We start from the raw sequence: 16,444 nt of genomic DNA on the forward strand, positions 1-16,444 counted from the left end.
GGCTGCGGCCTCCGGCACCAACGCCCCGCTACAATCCCAGCACACGGTACAGGGCAGTCATATCCATGCTGCTCCTGACCACGGCCGCCAGTCTGTCCAGCGCGCCGTCAATGCTGTATGGGGCCACCACCCGTCCCACCGGTTCCAGTCCGGCGCGGCGGCGCAGCGCATCCAGAAACGCGCGGCGGAAATCGTCTTCGTCAAAAATACCATGCAGGTAGGTTCCCCAAACCGCACCGTCAGTGTCGCCCAGTCCCAGCGGAGCACCGCTGTCATCGCGCAGCACTGTCCGCACAGGCCCGTTTGCGGTGGTGCTTCCGTGATGAATCTCGTACCCGCTCACACGGCATCCCGTATCGCAGTGAAGCCCCGCAGTGCGGGCCAGCGTTTTATGCCGGCCCATCACGGTTTCCACAGGCAGCAGCCCCAGTCCTTCGCGGCTGCGGGCGCCGGACTCCACACCGTGCGGGTCGGTTACTGATGTTCCCAGCATCTGAAAGCCCCCGCAGATGCCTACCACGGGACATCCTGCCCCGGCGAGAGCACGGATACGGGCCCCCATGCCGCTATTTTCCAGCGCTGCCAGATCGGCCAGCGTGTTCTTACTGCCGGGAACAATAAGCAGATGCGGCATTCCGCAGGCGTCCAGCGCCTCCGCAGTACCTGCCACCCGCAAGCGCACGTCGGGTTCCGCGCGCAAAGCGTCCACATCGGTAAAGTTGGAGATGTGCGGCAGGTCGACAAGTACCGCTTCCAGCATTCCGTGCGGCCAAACACTTTCCGGCATGCCGCCACAGGAACCGCGCAGAGCCTCTTTGAAGGAAACGGAATCCTCTTCGGGCAGTCCCAGACCGGAAACATACGGCACCACACCGTAAAACGGGCAGCCGGTGCGTTCCGTCACATATGTCAGAGCGGATTCGAGCAGCGAGGCGTCACCGCGGAACATGTTCAGCACAAAACCGGCCACAAGATCGCGTTCCCAAGGGTCCAGCAGTTCCCATGTGCCCACCAGCGCGGCAAAGACTCCGCCGCGGTCGATGTCACCGGCAATCAGCACCCGGGCCTGTGCATGGCGTGCCATGGCCATGTTCACTATGTCGTGCTGCTTCAGGTTGATTTCGGCGGGGCTGCCGGCCCCTTCCAGCACCATCACGTCATGTTCGTCCGCCAGCGAATCATATGCAGCGCAGGCCCGGGCAAAAGCCTGCGGTTTATAGGCCATATATTCGCGCACCCGCATGTTGCCCACCGGCCTGCCCATGACAATGACCTGAGACCCCGTATCGGAACTGGGTTTGAGCAGCACCGGATTCATGCGCACGTCAGGTTCCAGCCGGCACGCCGCCGCCTGAACGGCCTGAGCGCGCCCGATCTCAAAACCGTCGGGGGTCACAAATGAATTGAGTGCCATGTTCTGCGACTTGAAAGGCGCCACAGACAGACCGTCCTGCAGCAGAATACGGCACAGGGCCGCAGTAAGGATACTTTTACCTGCATTGGAGCAGGTGCCCTGAATCATCAGCGCCGGAGTGCGGCTGCGTGAGACAGAAACGGAAAACGTTTTTTGCGCCAAGGTGCTCATCCGAAGGCAGATACAGCATTTCCACGAGGCTTGCCAGCGTTTCCGGCTGCCGGTGCATGCGGCGGCTGCAGCTTATTATTGACAATGGCGCATTTCCGTGCAGCATAAAAGATAACAGGATACTACCATGCGCATTCTTATTCTGGCCAAAGATACCGAGGAAGCAGCCCCCTACAGGGCCGTACTGCAAACGCTCCGCGTGGAAGCGCACGAGGTGCACGATTCGCAGGCGGCGCTGGAAGCGCTGCGTGAAAAACCGTTCAACGGCGTACTGATCGACATGCCCACACTGCTGCGCATGGCGGGCAAAGGCCGCAACGAACTGCAGAATATTCTGAGCCTGTACCCCTGTCTGCACGCCCGTCCGGACAAGCAGACAGGCATCATCATTCTGGGACAGGAAGGTGACCCGCATGAAAACGTGCGCCGGTTTATAGAAACGCGTTGCAAAAACTTTTCCCCGCGCACCATCCGGCGCGATGCACGCCTCGACGTCCATTTCAACATCCTCATGTCCACGTCTGCCCTGTTTACTCCGCAGACCACGGTAAAAACATGCACCATGAACATTTCTGTTCTGGGCTGCTTTGTTTTTTCCGTGGCGGTATGGCAACCGGATACGCAGGTGTGGATACAGTTTGTCGATCTGGAGGACAAAACACCGGTGGTGGCAAAGGTGTGTCAGGTACAGCGCTGGGGCAAGGGGTGCAAAATCCCCGGCGTGGGGCTTGAATTTCTGTCACTTACCGACAACCAGATTGCCGGCCTGCAGAACAGCTTTGCCCAGCAGGCAGAAGACCCGGCCCCCCACGGTCAGTAGCACCGGCTCCGCAACGCCTTGCCGCCCTGCTTTCCATCACGTATACTGCGGCCGTTTCTTCTGTTTATGATAATATTTCAAGCTGCATATACGAGGCCGCGTCATGAAAAGCCCCCTGCGCACGGTGTCCGTCATCATACTGGTTCTATTTGCCCTGCTGGCGGGTGCCGCCGGTATATTTGTGGCCACATTCGACCCCAATGATTACAAAAGTCTCATCACACGCGAAGTGCAGAAAGCCACGGGCCGCACTCTGGTGCTCACCGGCACGCTGGAACTGTCACTCTTTCCGTGGATAGGCATCAGCACCGGCCCGCTGCTGCTGGGCAATCCCGCCGGCTTCGGCGAAGACGCCTTTCTCAGGGCCGAAGACCTGCAGCTGCATGCCCGGCTGCGCCCTCTGCTGCACAAAGAACTGCACATAGACAGAGTGGTGCTGTCGGGTGTTTCGGTCCACCTCATGCGCAATGTCAAGGGTGCGCCCAACTGGCTGTTTTCACCGGCCGGCAATGCTCTGCCCCCCGCCGGAACAGACACTGCACCATCCGGCGCGTCTCAGGCCGCTGCGGGAGCCGGTCTGGCCGCGTTCAGCGTGCAGTCGGTACAGGTGCGCGATGCCTCGGTACAATACACTGACATGCAGACCGGTCTTGCGGCGGCCGCCACCGGCATATCACTTACCACCACCGCTATCGCCCCCGGCAGGACATCGGACATCAGCCTTGAAGGAAACTGGCTGCTGACCAGCCCTGACATGCAGGGCACGGCCTCGCTGACCACCCGTCTGGAGCTGGGCGAAACGCTGGAAACCGTAACCGCAGCCGACACCAGCCTGCGCATCACGGCTTCGGGGCCGTCGGTCCCTTCCGGCAGGGCCACTCTGGAAGCCGCGGGCGATCTGCGCTTCAACATGCCGGACATGACTGTCACGGCAAACGGTCTGCGCATCAGCACCATGGACTCGACGCTCACAGGCACGATTTCGGCCGACCTGATGCGCAATGCGGTGCAGGCATCGATCCATGCGGAATCGCCCCTGCGCCGCACGCTGGAACAGCTGGGCATGCCGCTGCAACTGCCGGACGATACAGCCCTTGCACTGCAGGCAGATATCAATCTGACCGCAGCAGCCGACAGGCTGACCGTGCACAGGCTGACGGGGCGTCTCGACAAGACCGCCTTTTCCGGCAATGCCACGCTGGTGCCGGGAGTGTCCCCTGATATCCGGTTTGCGCTGGCCGCAGACAAGGTGAATCTGGACATGTACCTGCCGCAGGAACAGAGCATGAAAAACGCCGAGCCGCAGCAGACCGGCAAGTCGGCGTCCGGCAAGCCCGCGTCCGGCAAAGCTGACCGGCGGCAGAGCACCATGCCCGGCACTGCACCCGCTGCACAGTCTGTTGCGCCGCAAGCCGGCGGAACAAACACCACCGGCGCTGACGCCGCATCTCGCGAACGGCTGCGCAGGCTCCGGCTGGACGGCAACGTGAGTATAGGCACACTGCAGGCCCGCGGGCTGGAAGTGACCGGCCTGACTGCCCGTGCCCTCGCCGCTGACGGCGTACTGCGCATCGACCCGCTGGACATGGCAGCTTACGGCGGACGCGTGACCCTGAGCGCCGGTGCCGACACCACCGCCGCCCTGCCGGTTGTGCGCGGCGCACTGCACGTTTCCGGTCTGCAGGTGGAACAACCCGTGACCGTGCTGGCGGGCAGAAAGCTGCTTTCAGGCATACTGCAGACCAGAATGAACGTTCAGGGAAAAAGCCTGCAGTGGGCTGCCCTTGCGCCGTCGCTGTCCGGCAACGGATCGGTGTCACTCACCGAAGGGGTTGTACACGGCGTACAGATAGTTCCCGCGGAAGCCTCGTCCCACCTGCGGCAGGAAAGTCAGGTCAAACGTCTGGACAAGGCCGCCAGACAGCAGCGTTTCGACAGCCTGACCGGCACATTTGACATTGTTTCCGGCAGGGTGACAAACAATGACATGAAACTCACCTCCTACGACCTGAGCGGCACGGGGGCGGGCTGGGCCGATCTGCCGTCGGGCACCGTGAACTATCAGGCCCGACTGCATGTAACAGGGCTGCCCGTTATTCCCGTCAGCATCACAGGGCCGCTTGCAGCGCCGTCATACGGGCTTGATGTGGCCGGATTTACCGGAAACATTTTAAAAGGTGTCGGCAACCTGCTGAAAAAACCGGCCGATACCGGAATTGAAACGCTGGAAGATGTGGGCGGTCTGCTGCGGCAGATGTTCGGCAGACCCGCTTCCAGGTAGCAGACACCGCCGCGCGGTCTTTTACATCGCGGCGGACAAACAAGGAGAACACCCATGTCCGTCACACCGGCCGGCATGCCGGCAGAAGGTTCGCCCGCCCCCGATTTCGCACTGGCAGACAAGGACGGAACCACGCATACCCTGCAGTCTTTCAACGGCAGGTGGCTTGTGCTGTATTTTTACCCGCGGGCAAACACCCCCGGCTGCACGCGCGAAGGCAAAGACTTCACTGATCTGCTGCCGCGGTTTGAGGCGCTGGGCTGCACCGTGGCCGGTGTCAGTCCTGATTCGTTGAAATCGCTGTGTAATTTTGCGCAGAAACAGGAACTTGCCGTTACGCTGCTGTCCGACAAGGAAAAAGATGCGGCCTCTGCATACGGTGTTTACCGCATGAAAAAGAGCTACGGCAAAGAATCGCCGGGCATTGTGCGGTCCACATTTCTCATCGACCCGGCAGGCATACTGCGCCGCGTATGGTCGCCCGTAACCGTGGACGGTCATGCCGCCGCAGTACTGGACGCACTGGAACTCCTTGCGGATTCATAGGTTGCGGTTATCCGCCTTGACAGGTGGCTCCCCCGTTGTTACCGCTTCAGGCAGTCATAAGACAACCTTCCGGGCTGTCTGCATGATGCGGACGGCGCTGCCGGCCTGTCATCCATGGCCCTGCTCCACGGGAGAAACGCATGAATCTGGCACACAGAGAGGCCGAAATTCTGGCCACCATCATAGAGCGCTACATCGCCACGGCCGCCCCAGTGGGGTCTGTTTCCGTGGCCAGACGCTCCGGCCTGCGGCTTTCCGCCGCCAGCATGCGCAATACCATGGCCGAACTGACTGACAAGGGGTATCTTTCGCAGCCGCATGCCTCGGCGGGACGCATTCCCACAGCGCGCGGGTTCCGGCTGTATCTTGACGCACTGCTCAAAACGCGGCCCCTTTCCCGCGACGAGCGTTCAGCCATTCTCAACGAACTGACAACCCACGGACTGGAAATATCCGACATGCTGCGCGAGGCTTCGCGCATGCTTTCGGCACACTCACGTCAGGTGGCCGTTGTGCTGGCCCCCAGCAGAGACGAAGTGCGCTGGCATACCATTGATTTTGTTAAAATCAGTGACACGCTGGTGCTCACCGTACTGGTACTGGAAGGCGGGCTGGTGCGCAATCATGTGCTGAGCGTGGAAACACCGGTAACGCAGGACGAACTGGTACGCTACGGCAACTACCTGAATGAATACTGTAAAGGGCTTACGCTGTCTCAGGCACGGGTGCGTGTGGCGCGCGAACTGCAGGCGGCGGAAGCGCATCTTGAAGCGCTGTATTTCCGCGCTCTCGGGCTGGCCCGGCTGGCTTTCGAGCATATGGATGACGACCGCGAGGTCTTTGTCAACGGTACGCTGAACATGCTTGATCAGGCGGAATTTACAGACCATACCCGCATACGCGACATGCTGGCGCTGCTTGAAGAACGCAACAGCATTCTGGAACTGCTGGACAAAGCCATACTGAGCGATTCGGTGACGGTCAGCTTCGGGCAGGAAGACGAAAACGAAGGCACCGCGCCTCTGGGGTGCAGCGTGGTTTCCGCCCCGTACGGGGGACTGCAGCAGGCCTCTCCCGCAGGGGTTGTCAGCGTGCTGGGTCCGCTGCGCATGAACTACCGGCAGGTACTGCCGGTGGTTGACTGTATCTCAAAGACCCTTACTACATTGTTGCAGGACAGGTTCGGCACCGAACATTCGGACTGAGCCGCAGCTACCCTGCTGTTCTGAAACGTGCCCGCTCCGGCGGGGGCGTTCTGTACGCGCATCATGACGGCTATGCCGATGTTTTGAATATAAAGGAGATTCTTCAAAAATGGCGAACGACGAAACCCGTGACATACCTGCAGAAAACGAAGAACTGGCTGCCGAAGCCGCCCGCGGTGCGGAGCAGGAGGCGGCACAGGGCGCCGTTGACGCGCTGACCGGCGAAGAAGTGGCAGCCCTGTGCAGGGAACGAGTCTGTCCGGCATGTGACGAACACCAGAAGGCCGAAGACATCCGCCTGCGTGCACTGGCCGAGCTGGAAAACGTGAAAAAACGGCTGGAACGCGAACGTGAAGAACATCTGAAATATGCCGCGGAAAAAGTGCTTTCCGACCTGCTGCCCACTCTTGACCACCTTGACCTTGCCCTGCAGTACGGTTCATCCGACCCCGCCTGCAAAAACATGGCAGTGGGTGTGGAAATGACCCGCAAGCTCTTTCTGGACGCGCTGGCAGGTCACGGCCTGCAGCCCGTGGGCGAAAAAGGCCAGCCCTTTGACCCCGCTCTGCACGAGGCCGTAAGCAAGGAAGAGGCTCCCGGCACGGAATCAGGCACCATCATCGCCGTCATGCAGCGTGGATACCGCCTCAAGGAGCGCCTGCTGCGCCCCGCCAAAGTCACTGTCAGCGCCTGATCAGCGCTGTTCCGTCCGGTCACTTCCCGCAAAGACTCATACAGTTTCAACACCGCGGCCTGCGGTGCGCACTGACGCACCGCAGGCCGCGCTTTATTCCGGCTGCCGGTTTTCAGCTTCCGCGGCACTGGGCCGCGCCATATCCGCTGCGCTGCCGCCATACGCCCCCCGTCCCGCACCACAGCTCTTTCCGCCATACACCGCAGCGGACAGGTTCCGGCAGACTTCCGGCCCGCAGCCTGCGTCGGGCTGGCATAATTCGCACAAACAGCGTATGGCTGATAAAAAGCTCTCATCCGGAGGTCGCCATGAACGCAGCTACCGCACCGCTGGACCGCATACACAGCTTTATCGCCGCGTACACCGCACGGCACGTGGAAGACGTGGTCGCGTGCTATGCCCCTTCTCAGGCCATTGCCGCCATCGGCACCGACAGAGAACAGAACTACGTGGGCCCCGATGCCATGCGCCAAGGGCTGGCCACCGACTTTCTGTCATTCGACAGGGCGGAAATAGACATAGTATGGCACCATGCCGGAACAGAAGGCGACACCGGCTGGGTGGTGGCCGCCTGCCGTGCGCTGTTCGCCCTCGGACAGGAAGAGGTGCATGTGGCCCTGCGCCTGTCCGCAGTACTCAAGTGCTATGACGGCAACTGGCTGCTGCTGCAGACGCACTTTTCCTTTCCTTCTTAGCGGGCAGCCGCGGCATACCGTGCAGGCCCTGCAATACCGGCATGTTAGGGCAGGCCCTGTTTGCGAAACAAAAAGCGGCATTTCCTCAACATGCCGTATACACGGCATATATTCCGCCAAAAACACGTCAACATCCCGCTTTTGTGCAAAAAAAAAGCATCCCGCCCCTTGCCCGTCTGAAAAACAGTCTTAATTTTCCCTCGAAACGAAAAATTCACCGCCGCAGAGCCGGCAGATTCAATATCGATCTCTTGAGGAGGATTAGTATAATGGGCAAGATTATTGGTATCGACCTTGGGACCACCAACTCCTGTGTCTACATCATGGAAGGCAAGGACCCCAAGTGCATCACCAACCCCGAAGGCGGACGCACCACACCTTCCGTGGTGGGCTTTACCGACAAGGAACGCCTTGTGGGTGACATTGCAAAACGTCAGGCCGTGACCAACCCCGAACGCACGGTTTTTGCCATCAAGCGTCTGATGGGCCGCAAGGCCGACGCCCCCGAAGTGGCCCGCTGGAAGGAACATTCCCCCTACCAGATCGTGGCAGGTCCCAACGGCGACGCCTATGTTGAAATCGAAGGCCGCAAGTACAGCCCCGCCGAAGTTTCCGCCATGGTGCTGGCAAAGCTGAAAGCCGACGCGGAAGCCTATCTGGGCGAAACCGTGACCGAAGCCGTCATCACCGTGCCCGCTTACTTCAACGACTCGCAGCGCCAGTCCACCAAGGACGCAGGCCGCATAGCCGGTCTTGATGTCAAACGTATCATCAACGAACCCACGGCTGCTTCGCTGGCATATGGTTTTGACAAAAAAGCCAACGAAAAAATCGCCGTATTCGACCTCGGCGGCGGCACTTTCGACATTTCCATTCTGGAAGTGGGCGACAACGTGGTTGAAGTGCGCGCCACCAACGGCGACACCTTTCTCGGCGGCGAAGACTTCGACCAGCGTGTCATCAACTACCTTGTGGAAGAATTCCGCCGCGAAAACGGCATAGATCTTTCCCGCGACCGCATGGCTCTGCAGCGTCTGAAGGAAGCAGCAGAAAAAGCCAAAAAAGACCTTTCCACCTCCATGGAAACGGAAATCAACCTGCCGTTCATCACTGCCGACCAGACCGGTCCCAAGCACCTGATGATCAAGCTTTCGCGCGCAAAGCTGGAAAAGCTGGTGGAAGATCTGGTGGAACGCACCATCGAACCCTGCCGCAAAGCACTGTCCGATGCCGGTCTTTCCGCTTCTGAAGTGGACGAAGTGGTTCTGGTGGGCGGTATGACCCGTATGCCGCTGGTGCAGAAAAAAGTTGCTGACTTCTTCGGCAAGGAACCCAACCGTTCCATGAACCCCGATGAAGTTGTCTCCATGGGTGCAGCCATTCAGGGCGGCATTCTGGCAGGTGACGTCAAGGACGTGCTGCTGCTCGACGTGACCCCGCTTTCGCTGGGTATCGAAACTCTGGGCGGAGTGTTCACGCGCCTTATCGAGCGCAACACCACCATTCCGACCAAGAAGAGCCAGACATTCACCACCGCCGCGGACAACCAGCCTTCGGTGTCCATCCATGTGATGCAGGGTGAACGTCCCATGGCGTCCGACAACATGACTCTGGGCCGCTTTGAACTGACCGGCATTCCCGCCGCACCGCGCGGTATGCCCCAGATTGAAGTCAGCTTCGACATTGACGCCAACGGTATTGTAAACGTTTCCGCCAAAGACCTCGGCACCGGCAAAGAGCAGTCCATCCGTATCACTGCTTCTTCCGGTCTTTCCGAAGACGAAATCCAGAATCTGGTCAAAGAAGCGGAAGCGCATGCCGATGAAGACAAAAAGAAGAAAGAACTCATCGAAGCCCGCAATCAGGCCGACTCGCTTATCTACACCACCGAAAAGTCGCTGAGCGACCTTGGTGACAAGCTGGAAGCCGACCTGAAAAAGGAAATCGAAGACAAAACCGCAGCGCTGAAGACCGCCATGGAAGGCAGCGATGTGGACGCCATTAAAAAGGCTACCGACGAGCTTTCGCAGGCATCGCACAAGCTGGCTGAAAAGCTGTATGCACAGCAGCAGGCCGGTGCTCAGGGTGCCGCAGGCGCAGAAGCCGGAGCCGGTGACGCCGGAGCAAAGGCATCTCAGGACGAAGATGTGGTGGATGCCGACTACACCGAAGTAAAGAACTAGCGCGGGGTGACGCGCTCCGGCCTTGCATTCCGGCCGGAACATGATTAGCTTGGCCTGATCCGCATTTCCGCGGGTCAGGCCTTTTTCATGACCGATATCATCCAGGCCTCTTTTTATTCTGAAAGCCGGACTCCGCTGCCGGCAGAAACCTTACGGACAGCTACTCCGATGCGCCATACCCCATTCTTCCGCCGGTCCGCCTTTGTCGCCGCCATGCTGATGGCGGCCATGATCGCCTTTTCATCCGGCTGTGTTTCAAAAAAGGTTCTTACCCCGCCCGAACAGACAACAGTTCCGGTGGCTGATGATCTGCTTTCCGACGCTGCACAGGCTTACAGCGGCGGCGACTACGCACGCAGCGAGCGCCTGACCAAAAGTCTACTGGACAGCGACACCCTGACACTTAAAGAACGCCTGCGCGTGCTTGAACTCTTTGCGCTGAGCGCAGCTGCCAACAATCATGCCCATCTGGCGCTGGATGCGCTGGAACAGTGGCGTGCCGCGGCACGGCTGCAGGGAGAAGACGCCCGGACCATGCAGCCCTGGCGGCAGGCATGGCGCGCGGCCGTGCACCACATGAAAGACAGCGCACAGGCTCAGGAAACCGCGGCAGCCGTTGCCGGAGACGCTGCCGCTCCGTGGACGCTGCGCATCGACGCCGCCCTGACTCTGGCCCGGCTGCTCATCCGCGATGAAGCCGCACAGGACGCCGCAGTGCAGCTGGAAGGTATCTGGCTGCAAGCGCCCGACAATGCAGTGCGCGCGGAACTGGAAAAGCGTCTTTTCGCCGACCTCGGCCGCGCCGATGCGGCTGCGCTGAAGCAGCTTTCCGACACACTGACGGCAGACAACACCCCGCGCTTCCCCTATGCGGTCATAGCACTGGAGCAGGCCCGCAGACTGGCAGCCGACACGGCCACATGGCCGCAGGCCTGGCAGTCGCTGGCTTATCTGCGCGCACATGCAAAGCTTGCTTCCGAAGGACTGGCAGACAGCATACTGGCGCCGCTGGAACAGCAATACGGCAGGCCGGAACAGGGCATAGCCCTGTGTCTGCCGCTGACAGGTCCTTACAGCGGCATCGGCTGGAAGGTGGCCCGCGGTGCCGGCACCGCACAATGGCAGATGGCACAGGACGGCATGAACCTGAGCCTGCGCATCATCAATACCGACGCCACCGGCTGGGAAAAGGAACTGAAGCAGCTGCCCGCAGGATACACACTGGTCGGCGGCCCGCTGCGGTCCGATATATTCCAGACAGCGCAGCGGCAGGGACTGACCGGCAACCACGTGTTCTTCACATTTCTGGCCTCTCTGGATCAGGGAGTCGAAGGCACACAGGCATGGCGCTTTTTTCCTGCCGCCACAGACCAGACAGACGCGCTGCTGCAGTTCGCCGTAAGCGGACTGGGCATCGACTCCATGGGAGTCATGGTGCCGGAAGAAGCCTTCGGCAGGAGAATGCGTGATCTTTTCTCGCAGCAGGCTGCAACGCAGGGTGTAGGTCTGCATCATGCATCATACAACCCGGCGGATGTCACCTCATGGGGCGAATCTGTCCGCAGATTCCTTGGTGCGGCCGGCGCAAAGGACGCTCTGCCGCCCGACACCCCCTTTCAGGCCGTGTTTCTGCCCGACGGCTGGAAAGCAACCGAAGTGCTGATTCCCTACTTTTTCTTTTATCAGGAAGACCGGCTGGTGCTGCTGGGGTCAAGCCTGTGGGGACGCACTCTGGCGGCCAAAAACAACGTCGATGTGCGCAATCTCGGGCTTGCCGTCTTTCCCGATGCGTGGAACCCCCATCTGGAAAGCCCCGCCGCGCGCCAGCTTGCCGAAGGCATGCAGGAGGCAGGCACAGGTACTCCTGATTTCTGGTCGGGACTCGGGTATGATTTTGTCCGCTTCGGGGCGCGCCTCGGCCTGAAAGATACGGCAGACGCCGCCACGGTCAACGCCCGCATCGCCGAAGCGCAGATGATGGATTTCAGCATGGCCCCCATCCGGTGGGATGCCGGCGGGCACGCTTCGCAGAAACTGTTTCTGTTTCAGCCTTCCGCTGACGGCGCCGTGCCGCTGGACAAAGACGCTTTTGCCAGCAGGCTCAAGCGGGTCCGCGAACGGCACAATCAGCGGCTTGAAATACTGCGCCAGCAAAAAGCCGGCAACTAACGTTATGACAGACACGCACCGGCAAAGACGGGCGGCCCTGCCGCCCGCCCGCACCGGCAGGAGATACGACGCATGAGCATTTCAAAGGAACAGGTGGCGGCCATTGCCGGTCTTGCCCGCCTGCAGCTGGACGAAGACAAGAAAGAACTGTTCGCCGGACAGTTCGCCCAGATTCTGGAATATATGGACACCCTGAACGAAGTGGACACAGACGGGGTAGCCCCGCTGTACAGCCCTGTGCAGCATGCCACGGTATACAGGGAAGACGAGGTGCAGCGGCACTGTTCACGCGAACAGGTGCTGGCCAATGCCCCCGAAGAAGACGGCACCTTCTTCATCGTGCCGCGCATTGTTTAATTCCTTCAGCAGACCGTAATCCAGAATCATACCCAAGGATGACCATTCATGGCCCAGATATACGCACAGACACTTACTGAAACCGCCGCCGCGCTGGCACAGGGCACACTGACAGCCGAAGAGGCCGTCAGAGCATGCATAGACCGCATCGAAGCTACCGAACCGGCAGTGCACGCGCTGCTGGCCACCCGCTGCGAAGAAGCGCTGGCCGAAGCCCGGGCCATGGACGCCGCGGGTTATGACCCCGCCAAACCCCTGTGGGGCGTGCCCGTCACCGTCAAGGATGTACTGAGCACCAGCGGTGTTGCCACCACCTGCGGCTCGCGCATACTGGAAAATTACGTGCCTTTTTTTGATGCCGCCGCCGTGTCGCGCCTTAAAGATGCAGGTGCCGTCATTCTGGCAAAGACCAACATGGATGAATTCGCCATGGGGTCTTCCACCGAAAAGTCGGCATTTAAAACCACCCACAACCCGTGGGACCTGCAAAGAGTACCCGGCGGTTCGTCCGGCGGATCTGCCGCTTCCGTGGCCGCCGGTCAGTGTTTTGCATCGCTGGGTACCGATACCGGAGGCTCCGTGCGCCAGCCTGCCTCCTTCTGCGGATGCGTGGGGCTGAAGCCCACATACGGCCGCGTTTCACGCTACGGGCTGGTGGCCTATGGTTCTTCGCTGGACCAGATAGGTCCTGTCACCCGCAGCGTGGAAGACGCCGCCAGAGTGCTTGCCGTCATTGCCGGACACGATGCCCGCGACACCACATGTTCCGACAGACCGGTGGATGATTATCTGGCCGCTCTCGGCTCCCGCAGCGACCTTGCCGGACTCCGTATAGGCGTACCGGCGGAATACTGGGGTGAAGGACTTTCCGGCGAGGTGGATTCCTGCTGCCGTGAAGCCCTGAAAAAAGCCGAAGACCTGGGTGCCACTCTGGTCGACATATCCCTGCCGAACAGCCGGCACGCCATTGCGGTGTACTACATCGTGGCCATGGCCGAAGCCAGCTCCAATCTGGCCCGCTTCGACGGGGTGCGTTTCGGGCACCGCTCGGACAACGCGGCTTCACTGCCCGAGCTGTACATAAACTCCCGTTCCGAAGGATTCGGCGACGAAGTGCAGCGCCGCATCATGCTGGGCACCTATGTGCTTTCTTCCGGCTACTACGATGCGTACTACCGCAAGGCCGCGCAGGTCCGCAGGCTTATTCTGCAGGATTTTGAAAAAGCCTTTGAGCAGTGCGATGTCATCTGCGGCCCTGCTTCGCCCGTTACAGCATGGAAACACGAAGCCATGTCCGGCGACCCCCTGACCATGTATCTGCTGGATATTTTCACCATATCTCTCAACCTTGCGGGGCTGCCCGGTCTTTCTCTGCCTGTGGGTACGGGAACGGAATCAGGCATGCCTGTGGGGCTGCAGATTCTGGGCAAGGCCTTTGACGAAGCTACATTGCTCTCTGTGGCCCATGTGCTTGAACAACGCATAGGCCGCACCCCCGTGGCACAGATATAACGCTGCATTTGCGGCAGGCGTCCGCACACGGGGCACCCGTTGCGGCCGCAGACAACCGGCAGGTATTCCGCACACGGCACGGCAAGCGTGCCGTGTGCGGCTTTTATCTGCACACTCCGGCACGGAGCACATCATGCATATTGCAGTAGCCGTCAGCGGCGGAACCGACTCGCTTTTCGCCCTGCTTCAGGTGCTGGAGGCCGGTCATCAGGTCACGGCGCTGCACGCGCACTTTCTTTCTCCGCACGATACCCCCGAAACCACCGCGCACAATACCCGGGCCATAGAAAAGGCCTGCCGCGCGCTCGGGGCAGATTTTCATGTTGAAGACCTTTCCGCGGCATTCAGAAAGCACGTCATTGAGCCGTTTATCGATGCTTATAGACAGGGCAGAACTCCCAACCCCTGCGCACGGTGCAACGCCTCCATGAAATTCGGACTGCTGGCCGACACGGCCCGCAAACTGGGGGCACAGGCCATCGCCACAGGTCACTACGCCCGCCTGCAGCCCGATCTGCCGCGCCCCGGCAATACGGTCTCGCTGTGGCGCGGAGACGACCCCGCCAAAGATCAGAGCTATTTTCTGTCGCTTGTACCGCAACACCGTCTGGCCTGTGCCGTATTTCCGCTGGGCGGCTGGCGCAAGCAGGATGTCAGAGCGCATCTGAAGCAGCGCGGCATAGTTCCACCGCTGCCGTCGGAAAGTCAGGAAATATGCTTCATCCCCGGCGATGATTACCGCGCATACCTGACGGCCCATGCAGCCGGACTGCCCGGAGCAGGGCCCATGGTTCTCCGTGACGGCCATGTGGTGGGACACCATAACGGTCTGTGGCAGTATACCGAAGGGCAGCGGCGCGGCCTTGGCATTGCATGGAGCGAGCCGCTGTATGTGCTGGAAAAAGACGTTTCACGCAACGCGCTGGTGGTGGGCACCAGAAAGCAACTCACTGCCCGCGGCTGCCGGTGTGTCGGGGTGAACACACTGGTGCCGCCCGACCAGTGGCCTGATGCCGTCTATGTAAAGACACGCTACAGGCAGACCATGATTGCCGCGCAGGTAACTCCCGATGCAGACGGGGCAGACACCATGCGGGTGATTTTCGCCGCAAGCCATACTCCTCCGGCTGCGGGGCAGGTGGCCGCAGTCTACGATGCCGCAGGCAGGGTTCTGGCGGGCGGCATCATCGCATCGGTCTTTTAGCCTGCATCCGGCACCGCAGGCCCGCCTGTCTGCCGCCTGTCCGGTACCCCGTCCGGCAGCAATGCAGACACAGCGGCCATACCCGACAATCCGGCATACCTGACGTTCTGCCACGCCTGACGTTCTGCCGCACCCCGCCATACATTCTTCCGGCAATGCCGGAACAGCCATGCAGCATTGGCGCCGGACAACGGCCGTGCCGCAGCCTGCAACACCAAACGCCCCCTTCCGTGAGGAAGAGGGCGTTTCAGCAGTCCGCCGCATGGCAGCACTGTCAGATATCACCTTGTGTCACCGCGGGCGGCACCCTGCAGGCGCACTCCGACGGGTCAGATCCCGCTGAAGGAAGTTCCTTTTTCAGCAGAGCTGACAGCATTAACCACCCGCAGCACCTGTTCGGCCTGCAGCGGCTTGGCCAGCACCGCATCGGCGCCCATCAGCTGGGCCGCTCTCAGTGCGTCCACCTTGCCCAGAGCCGAAGCGCCTCCGGATATGGCCACCACACGCAGCTGCGGAAATTCCTCACGCAGACGCGCAATGGTTACCAGTCCGTCCTGTTCCGGCATGAATATATCCGTTATCACCAGATCAAGACTGTTGCCCTGCAGACAGCCCAGTACATCACGGCCGTCAAAAGCGGTCACAACTTCGTGACCTTCTTCCTGCAGCAGAGCCTCAAGCATGCTCACGGTTACGGTATCATCGTCAACCACCAGTATTCTCACGGAGTTCCTCCTGATTCAGCAGTGACTATACCGTGTATACCACGATTTGACCAGAGACCGGCACCATAAACGGGCAAGAAAAAAGCGGGCAATGCCCGCTTTTTTTATTTCTCACTTTCCGGTTTTTCCAGAGAGTACCCCAGCTGCTCGGCCATATACCGCAGCGGCTCGATGTTGTTTGTCTGCCGCATTATTTCCAGCAGCGTGTCCGCCCCCAGCTTGGCCCCGCCGTCATACGGATTGATCTCACGCAGCAGTGTGGAGTAGGGCTTGCCCACCTCCTGTGCCAGTGCTTTTGCAGGCTTGGGGCTCCCCAGAACCACTCCATGGACAATTTTGGTCAGATCGGAAATCATGGCGTCCTCCCTAGAGACATGATTCATGTATGATCTGAATTACAAAAGGCGTACCAAAAACGTGGTTCTCTGTAACAGGCGTGCATTATTTACTTAATCAGAAGTGCTGCTA

14 protein-coding genes are annotated in these 16,444 nt (G+C 60.3%); 11 read left to right on the forward strand and 3 right to left on the reverse strand.

Annotated features, from left to right (window positions below; translation table 11 throughout):
- Positions 1–28: 28 nt before the first annotated feature.
- Positions 29–1,522 carry a cobyric acid synthase gene (locus H586_RS0105170; RefSeq protein ID WP_027181510.1) on the reverse strand — a complete coding sequence of 498 codons (1,494 nt, stop codon included), beginning with the start codon at positions 1,520–1,522 and terminating at the stop codon, positions 29–31.
- A gap of 190 nt (positions 1,523–1,712) precedes the next feature.
- Between H586_RS0105170 and H586_RS0105175 the strand changes: the two genes are divergently transcribed.
- The 11 genes from H586_RS0105175 to mnmA all read left to right on the forward strand — a co-directional run bounded on the left by H586_RS0105175 (position 1,713) and on the right by mnmA (position 15,251).
- Complete coding sequence (locus H586_RS0105175) at positions 1,713–2,405, forward strand: PilZ domain-containing protein (RefSeq protein WP_011367067.1); 693 nt, start codon at positions 1,713–1,715, stop codon at positions 2,403–2,405.
- Positions 2,406–2,508: 103 nt separating this feature from the next.
- Positions 2,509–4,686, forward strand: coding sequence for an AsmA family protein (locus H586_RS0105180; RefSeq protein ID WP_027181511.1), 2,178 nt, complete (start codon positions 2,509–2,511; stop codon positions 4,684–4,686).
- 54 nt (positions 4,687–4,740) lie between these two features.
- On the forward strand, positions 4,741–5,232 hold the full coding sequence (locus H586_RS0105185; protein WP_011367065.1) for a peroxiredoxin: 492 nt from the start codon (positions 4,741–4,743) through the stop codon (positions 5,230–5,232).
- 140 nt (positions 5,233–5,372) lie between these two features.
- Positions 5,373–6,437: a heat-inducible transcriptional repressor HrcA gene (hrcA, locus tag H586_RS0105190; RefSeq protein WP_011367064.1), complete on the forward strand. Its 1,065-nt coding sequence runs from the start codon at positions 5,373–5,375 to the stop codon at positions 6,435–6,437.
- Between the two features lie 109 nt (positions 6,438–6,546).
- Positions 6,547–7,131, forward strand: a complete 585-nt coding sequence (gene grpE, locus H586_RS0105195; RefSeq protein WP_027181512.1) for a nucleotide exchange factor GrpE — start codon at positions 6,547–6,549, stop codon at positions 7,129–7,131.
- A gap of 308 nt (positions 7,132–7,439) precedes the next feature.
- Positions 7,440–7,826: a nuclear transport factor 2 family protein gene (locus tag H586_RS0105200; RefSeq protein ID WP_011367062.1), complete on the forward strand. Its 387-nt coding sequence runs from the start codon at positions 7,440–7,442 to the stop codon at positions 7,824–7,826.
- A gap of 269 nt (positions 7,827–8,095) precedes the next feature.
- Entirely contained in the window at positions 8,096–10,009 is a 1,914-nt protein-coding gene (gene dnaK / locus H586_RS0105205) for a molecular chaperone DnaK (protein WP_011367061.1), read from the forward strand.
- 87 nt (positions 10,010–10,096) lie between these two features.
- Complete coding sequence (locus H586_RS18225; RefSeq protein WP_011367060.1) at positions 10,097–12,178, forward strand: ABC transporter substrate-binding protein; 2,082 nt, start codon at positions 10,097–10,099, stop codon at positions 12,176–12,178.
- Positions 12,179–12,250: 72 nt separating this feature from the next.
- Positions 12,251–12,535 (forward strand): Asp-tRNA(Asn)/Glu-tRNA(Gln) amidotransferase subunit GatC, encoded by a 285-nt coding sequence (gatC, locus tag H586_RS0105215; RefSeq protein WP_011367059.1) that lies wholly within the window; start codon positions 12,251–12,253, stop codon positions 12,533–12,535.
- 48 nt (positions 12,536–12,583) lie between these two features.
- The gene (gene gatA, locus H586_RS0105220; RefSeq protein ID WP_027181513.1) at positions 12,584–14,047 is read left to right on the forward strand and encodes an Asp-tRNA(Asn)/Glu-tRNA(Gln) amidotransferase subunit GatA; all 1,464 of its coding nucleotides are present in this window, start codon (positions 12,584–12,586) and stop codon (positions 14,045–14,047) included.
- A gap of 133 nt (positions 14,048–14,180) precedes the next feature.
- Positions 14,181–15,251, forward strand: coding sequence for a tRNA 2-thiouridine(34) synthase MnmA (gene mnmA, locus H586_RS0105225; protein WP_027181514.1), 1,071 nt, complete (start codon positions 14,181–14,183; stop codon positions 15,249–15,251).
- Positions 15,252–15,580: 329 nt separating this feature from the next.
- On the opposite strand, the gene H586_RS0105235 is transcribed toward mnmA, so the two are convergent.
- Together H586_RS0105235 and H586_RS0105240 are read right to left on the reverse strand one after the other, a co-directional pair.
- Positions 15,581–15,976 carry a response regulator gene (locus tag H586_RS0105235; RefSeq protein ID WP_011367056.1) on the reverse strand — a complete coding sequence of 132 codons (396 nt, stop codon included), beginning with the start codon at positions 15,974–15,976 and terminating at the stop codon, positions 15,581–15,583.
- A gap of 104 nt (positions 15,977–16,080) precedes the next feature.
- A complete protein-coding gene (locus tag H586_RS0105240) occupies positions 16,081–16,332 on the reverse strand; it encodes a phage regulatory CII family protein (protein WP_011367055.1) in 252 nt (83 codons plus the stop codon).
- Between the last annotated feature and the right edge of the window lie 112 nt (positions 16,333–16,444).

Source organism: Oleidesulfovibrio alaskensis DSM 16109 (genome assembly GCF_000482745.1).
Lineage (GTDB): Bacteria > Desulfobacterota > Desulfovibrionia > Desulfovibrionales > Desulfovibrionaceae > Oleidesulfovibrio > Oleidesulfovibrio alaskensis.

What these genes read in the sequence shown, in the direction of transcription:
- H586_RS0105170 (WP_027181510.1), bottom strand. Translation starts at nt 1,522, where the DNA reads ATGATTCAGGGCACCTGCTCCAATGCAGGTAAAAGTATCCTTACTGCG.
- H586_RS0105175 (WP_011367067.1), top strand. Translation starts at nt 1,713, where the DNA reads ATGCGCATTCTTATTCTGGCCAAAGATACCGAGGAAGCAGCCCCCTAC.
- H586_RS0105180 (WP_027181511.1), top strand. Translation starts at nt 2,509, where the DNA reads ATGAAAAGCCCCCTGCGCACGGTGTCCGTCATCATACTGGTTCTATTT.
- H586_RS0105185 (WP_011367065.1), top strand. Translation starts at nt 4,741, where the DNA reads ATGTCCGTCACACCGGCCGGCATGCCGGCAGAAGGTTCGCCCGCCCCC.
- hrcA (WP_011367064.1), top strand. Translation starts at nt 5,373, where the DNA reads ATGAATCTGGCACACAGAGAGGCCGAAATTCTGGCCACCATCATAGAG.
- grpE (WP_027181512.1), top strand. Translation starts at nt 6,547, where the DNA reads ATGGCGAACGACGAAACCCGTGACATACCTGCAGAAAACGAAGAACTG.
- H586_RS0105200 (WP_011367062.1), top strand. Translation starts at nt 7,440, where the DNA reads ATGAACGCAGCTACCGCACCGCTGGACCGCATACACAGCTTTATCGCC.
- dnaK (WP_011367061.1), top strand. Translation starts at nt 8,096, where the DNA reads ATGGGCAAGATTATTGGTATCGACCTTGGGACCACCAACTCCTGTGTC.
- H586_RS18225 (WP_011367060.1), top strand. Translation starts at nt 10,097, where the DNA reads ATGACCGATATCATCCAGGCCTCTTTTTATTCTGAAAGCCGGACTCCG.
- gatC (WP_011367059.1), top strand. Translation starts at nt 12,251, where the DNA reads ATGAGCATTTCAAAGGAACAGGTGGCGGCCATTGCCGGTCTTGCCCGC.
- gatA (WP_027181513.1), top strand. Translation starts at nt 12,584, where the DNA reads ATGGCCCAGATATACGCACAGACACTTACTGAAACCGCCGCCGCGCTG.
- mnmA (WP_027181514.1), top strand. Translation starts at nt 14,181, where the DNA reads ATGCATATTGCAGTAGCCGTCAGCGGCGGAACCGACTCGCTTTTCGCC.
- H586_RS0105240 (WP_011367055.1), bottom strand. Translation starts at nt 16,332, where the DNA reads ATGATTTCCGATCTGACCAAAATTGTCCATGGAGTGGTTCTGGGGAGC.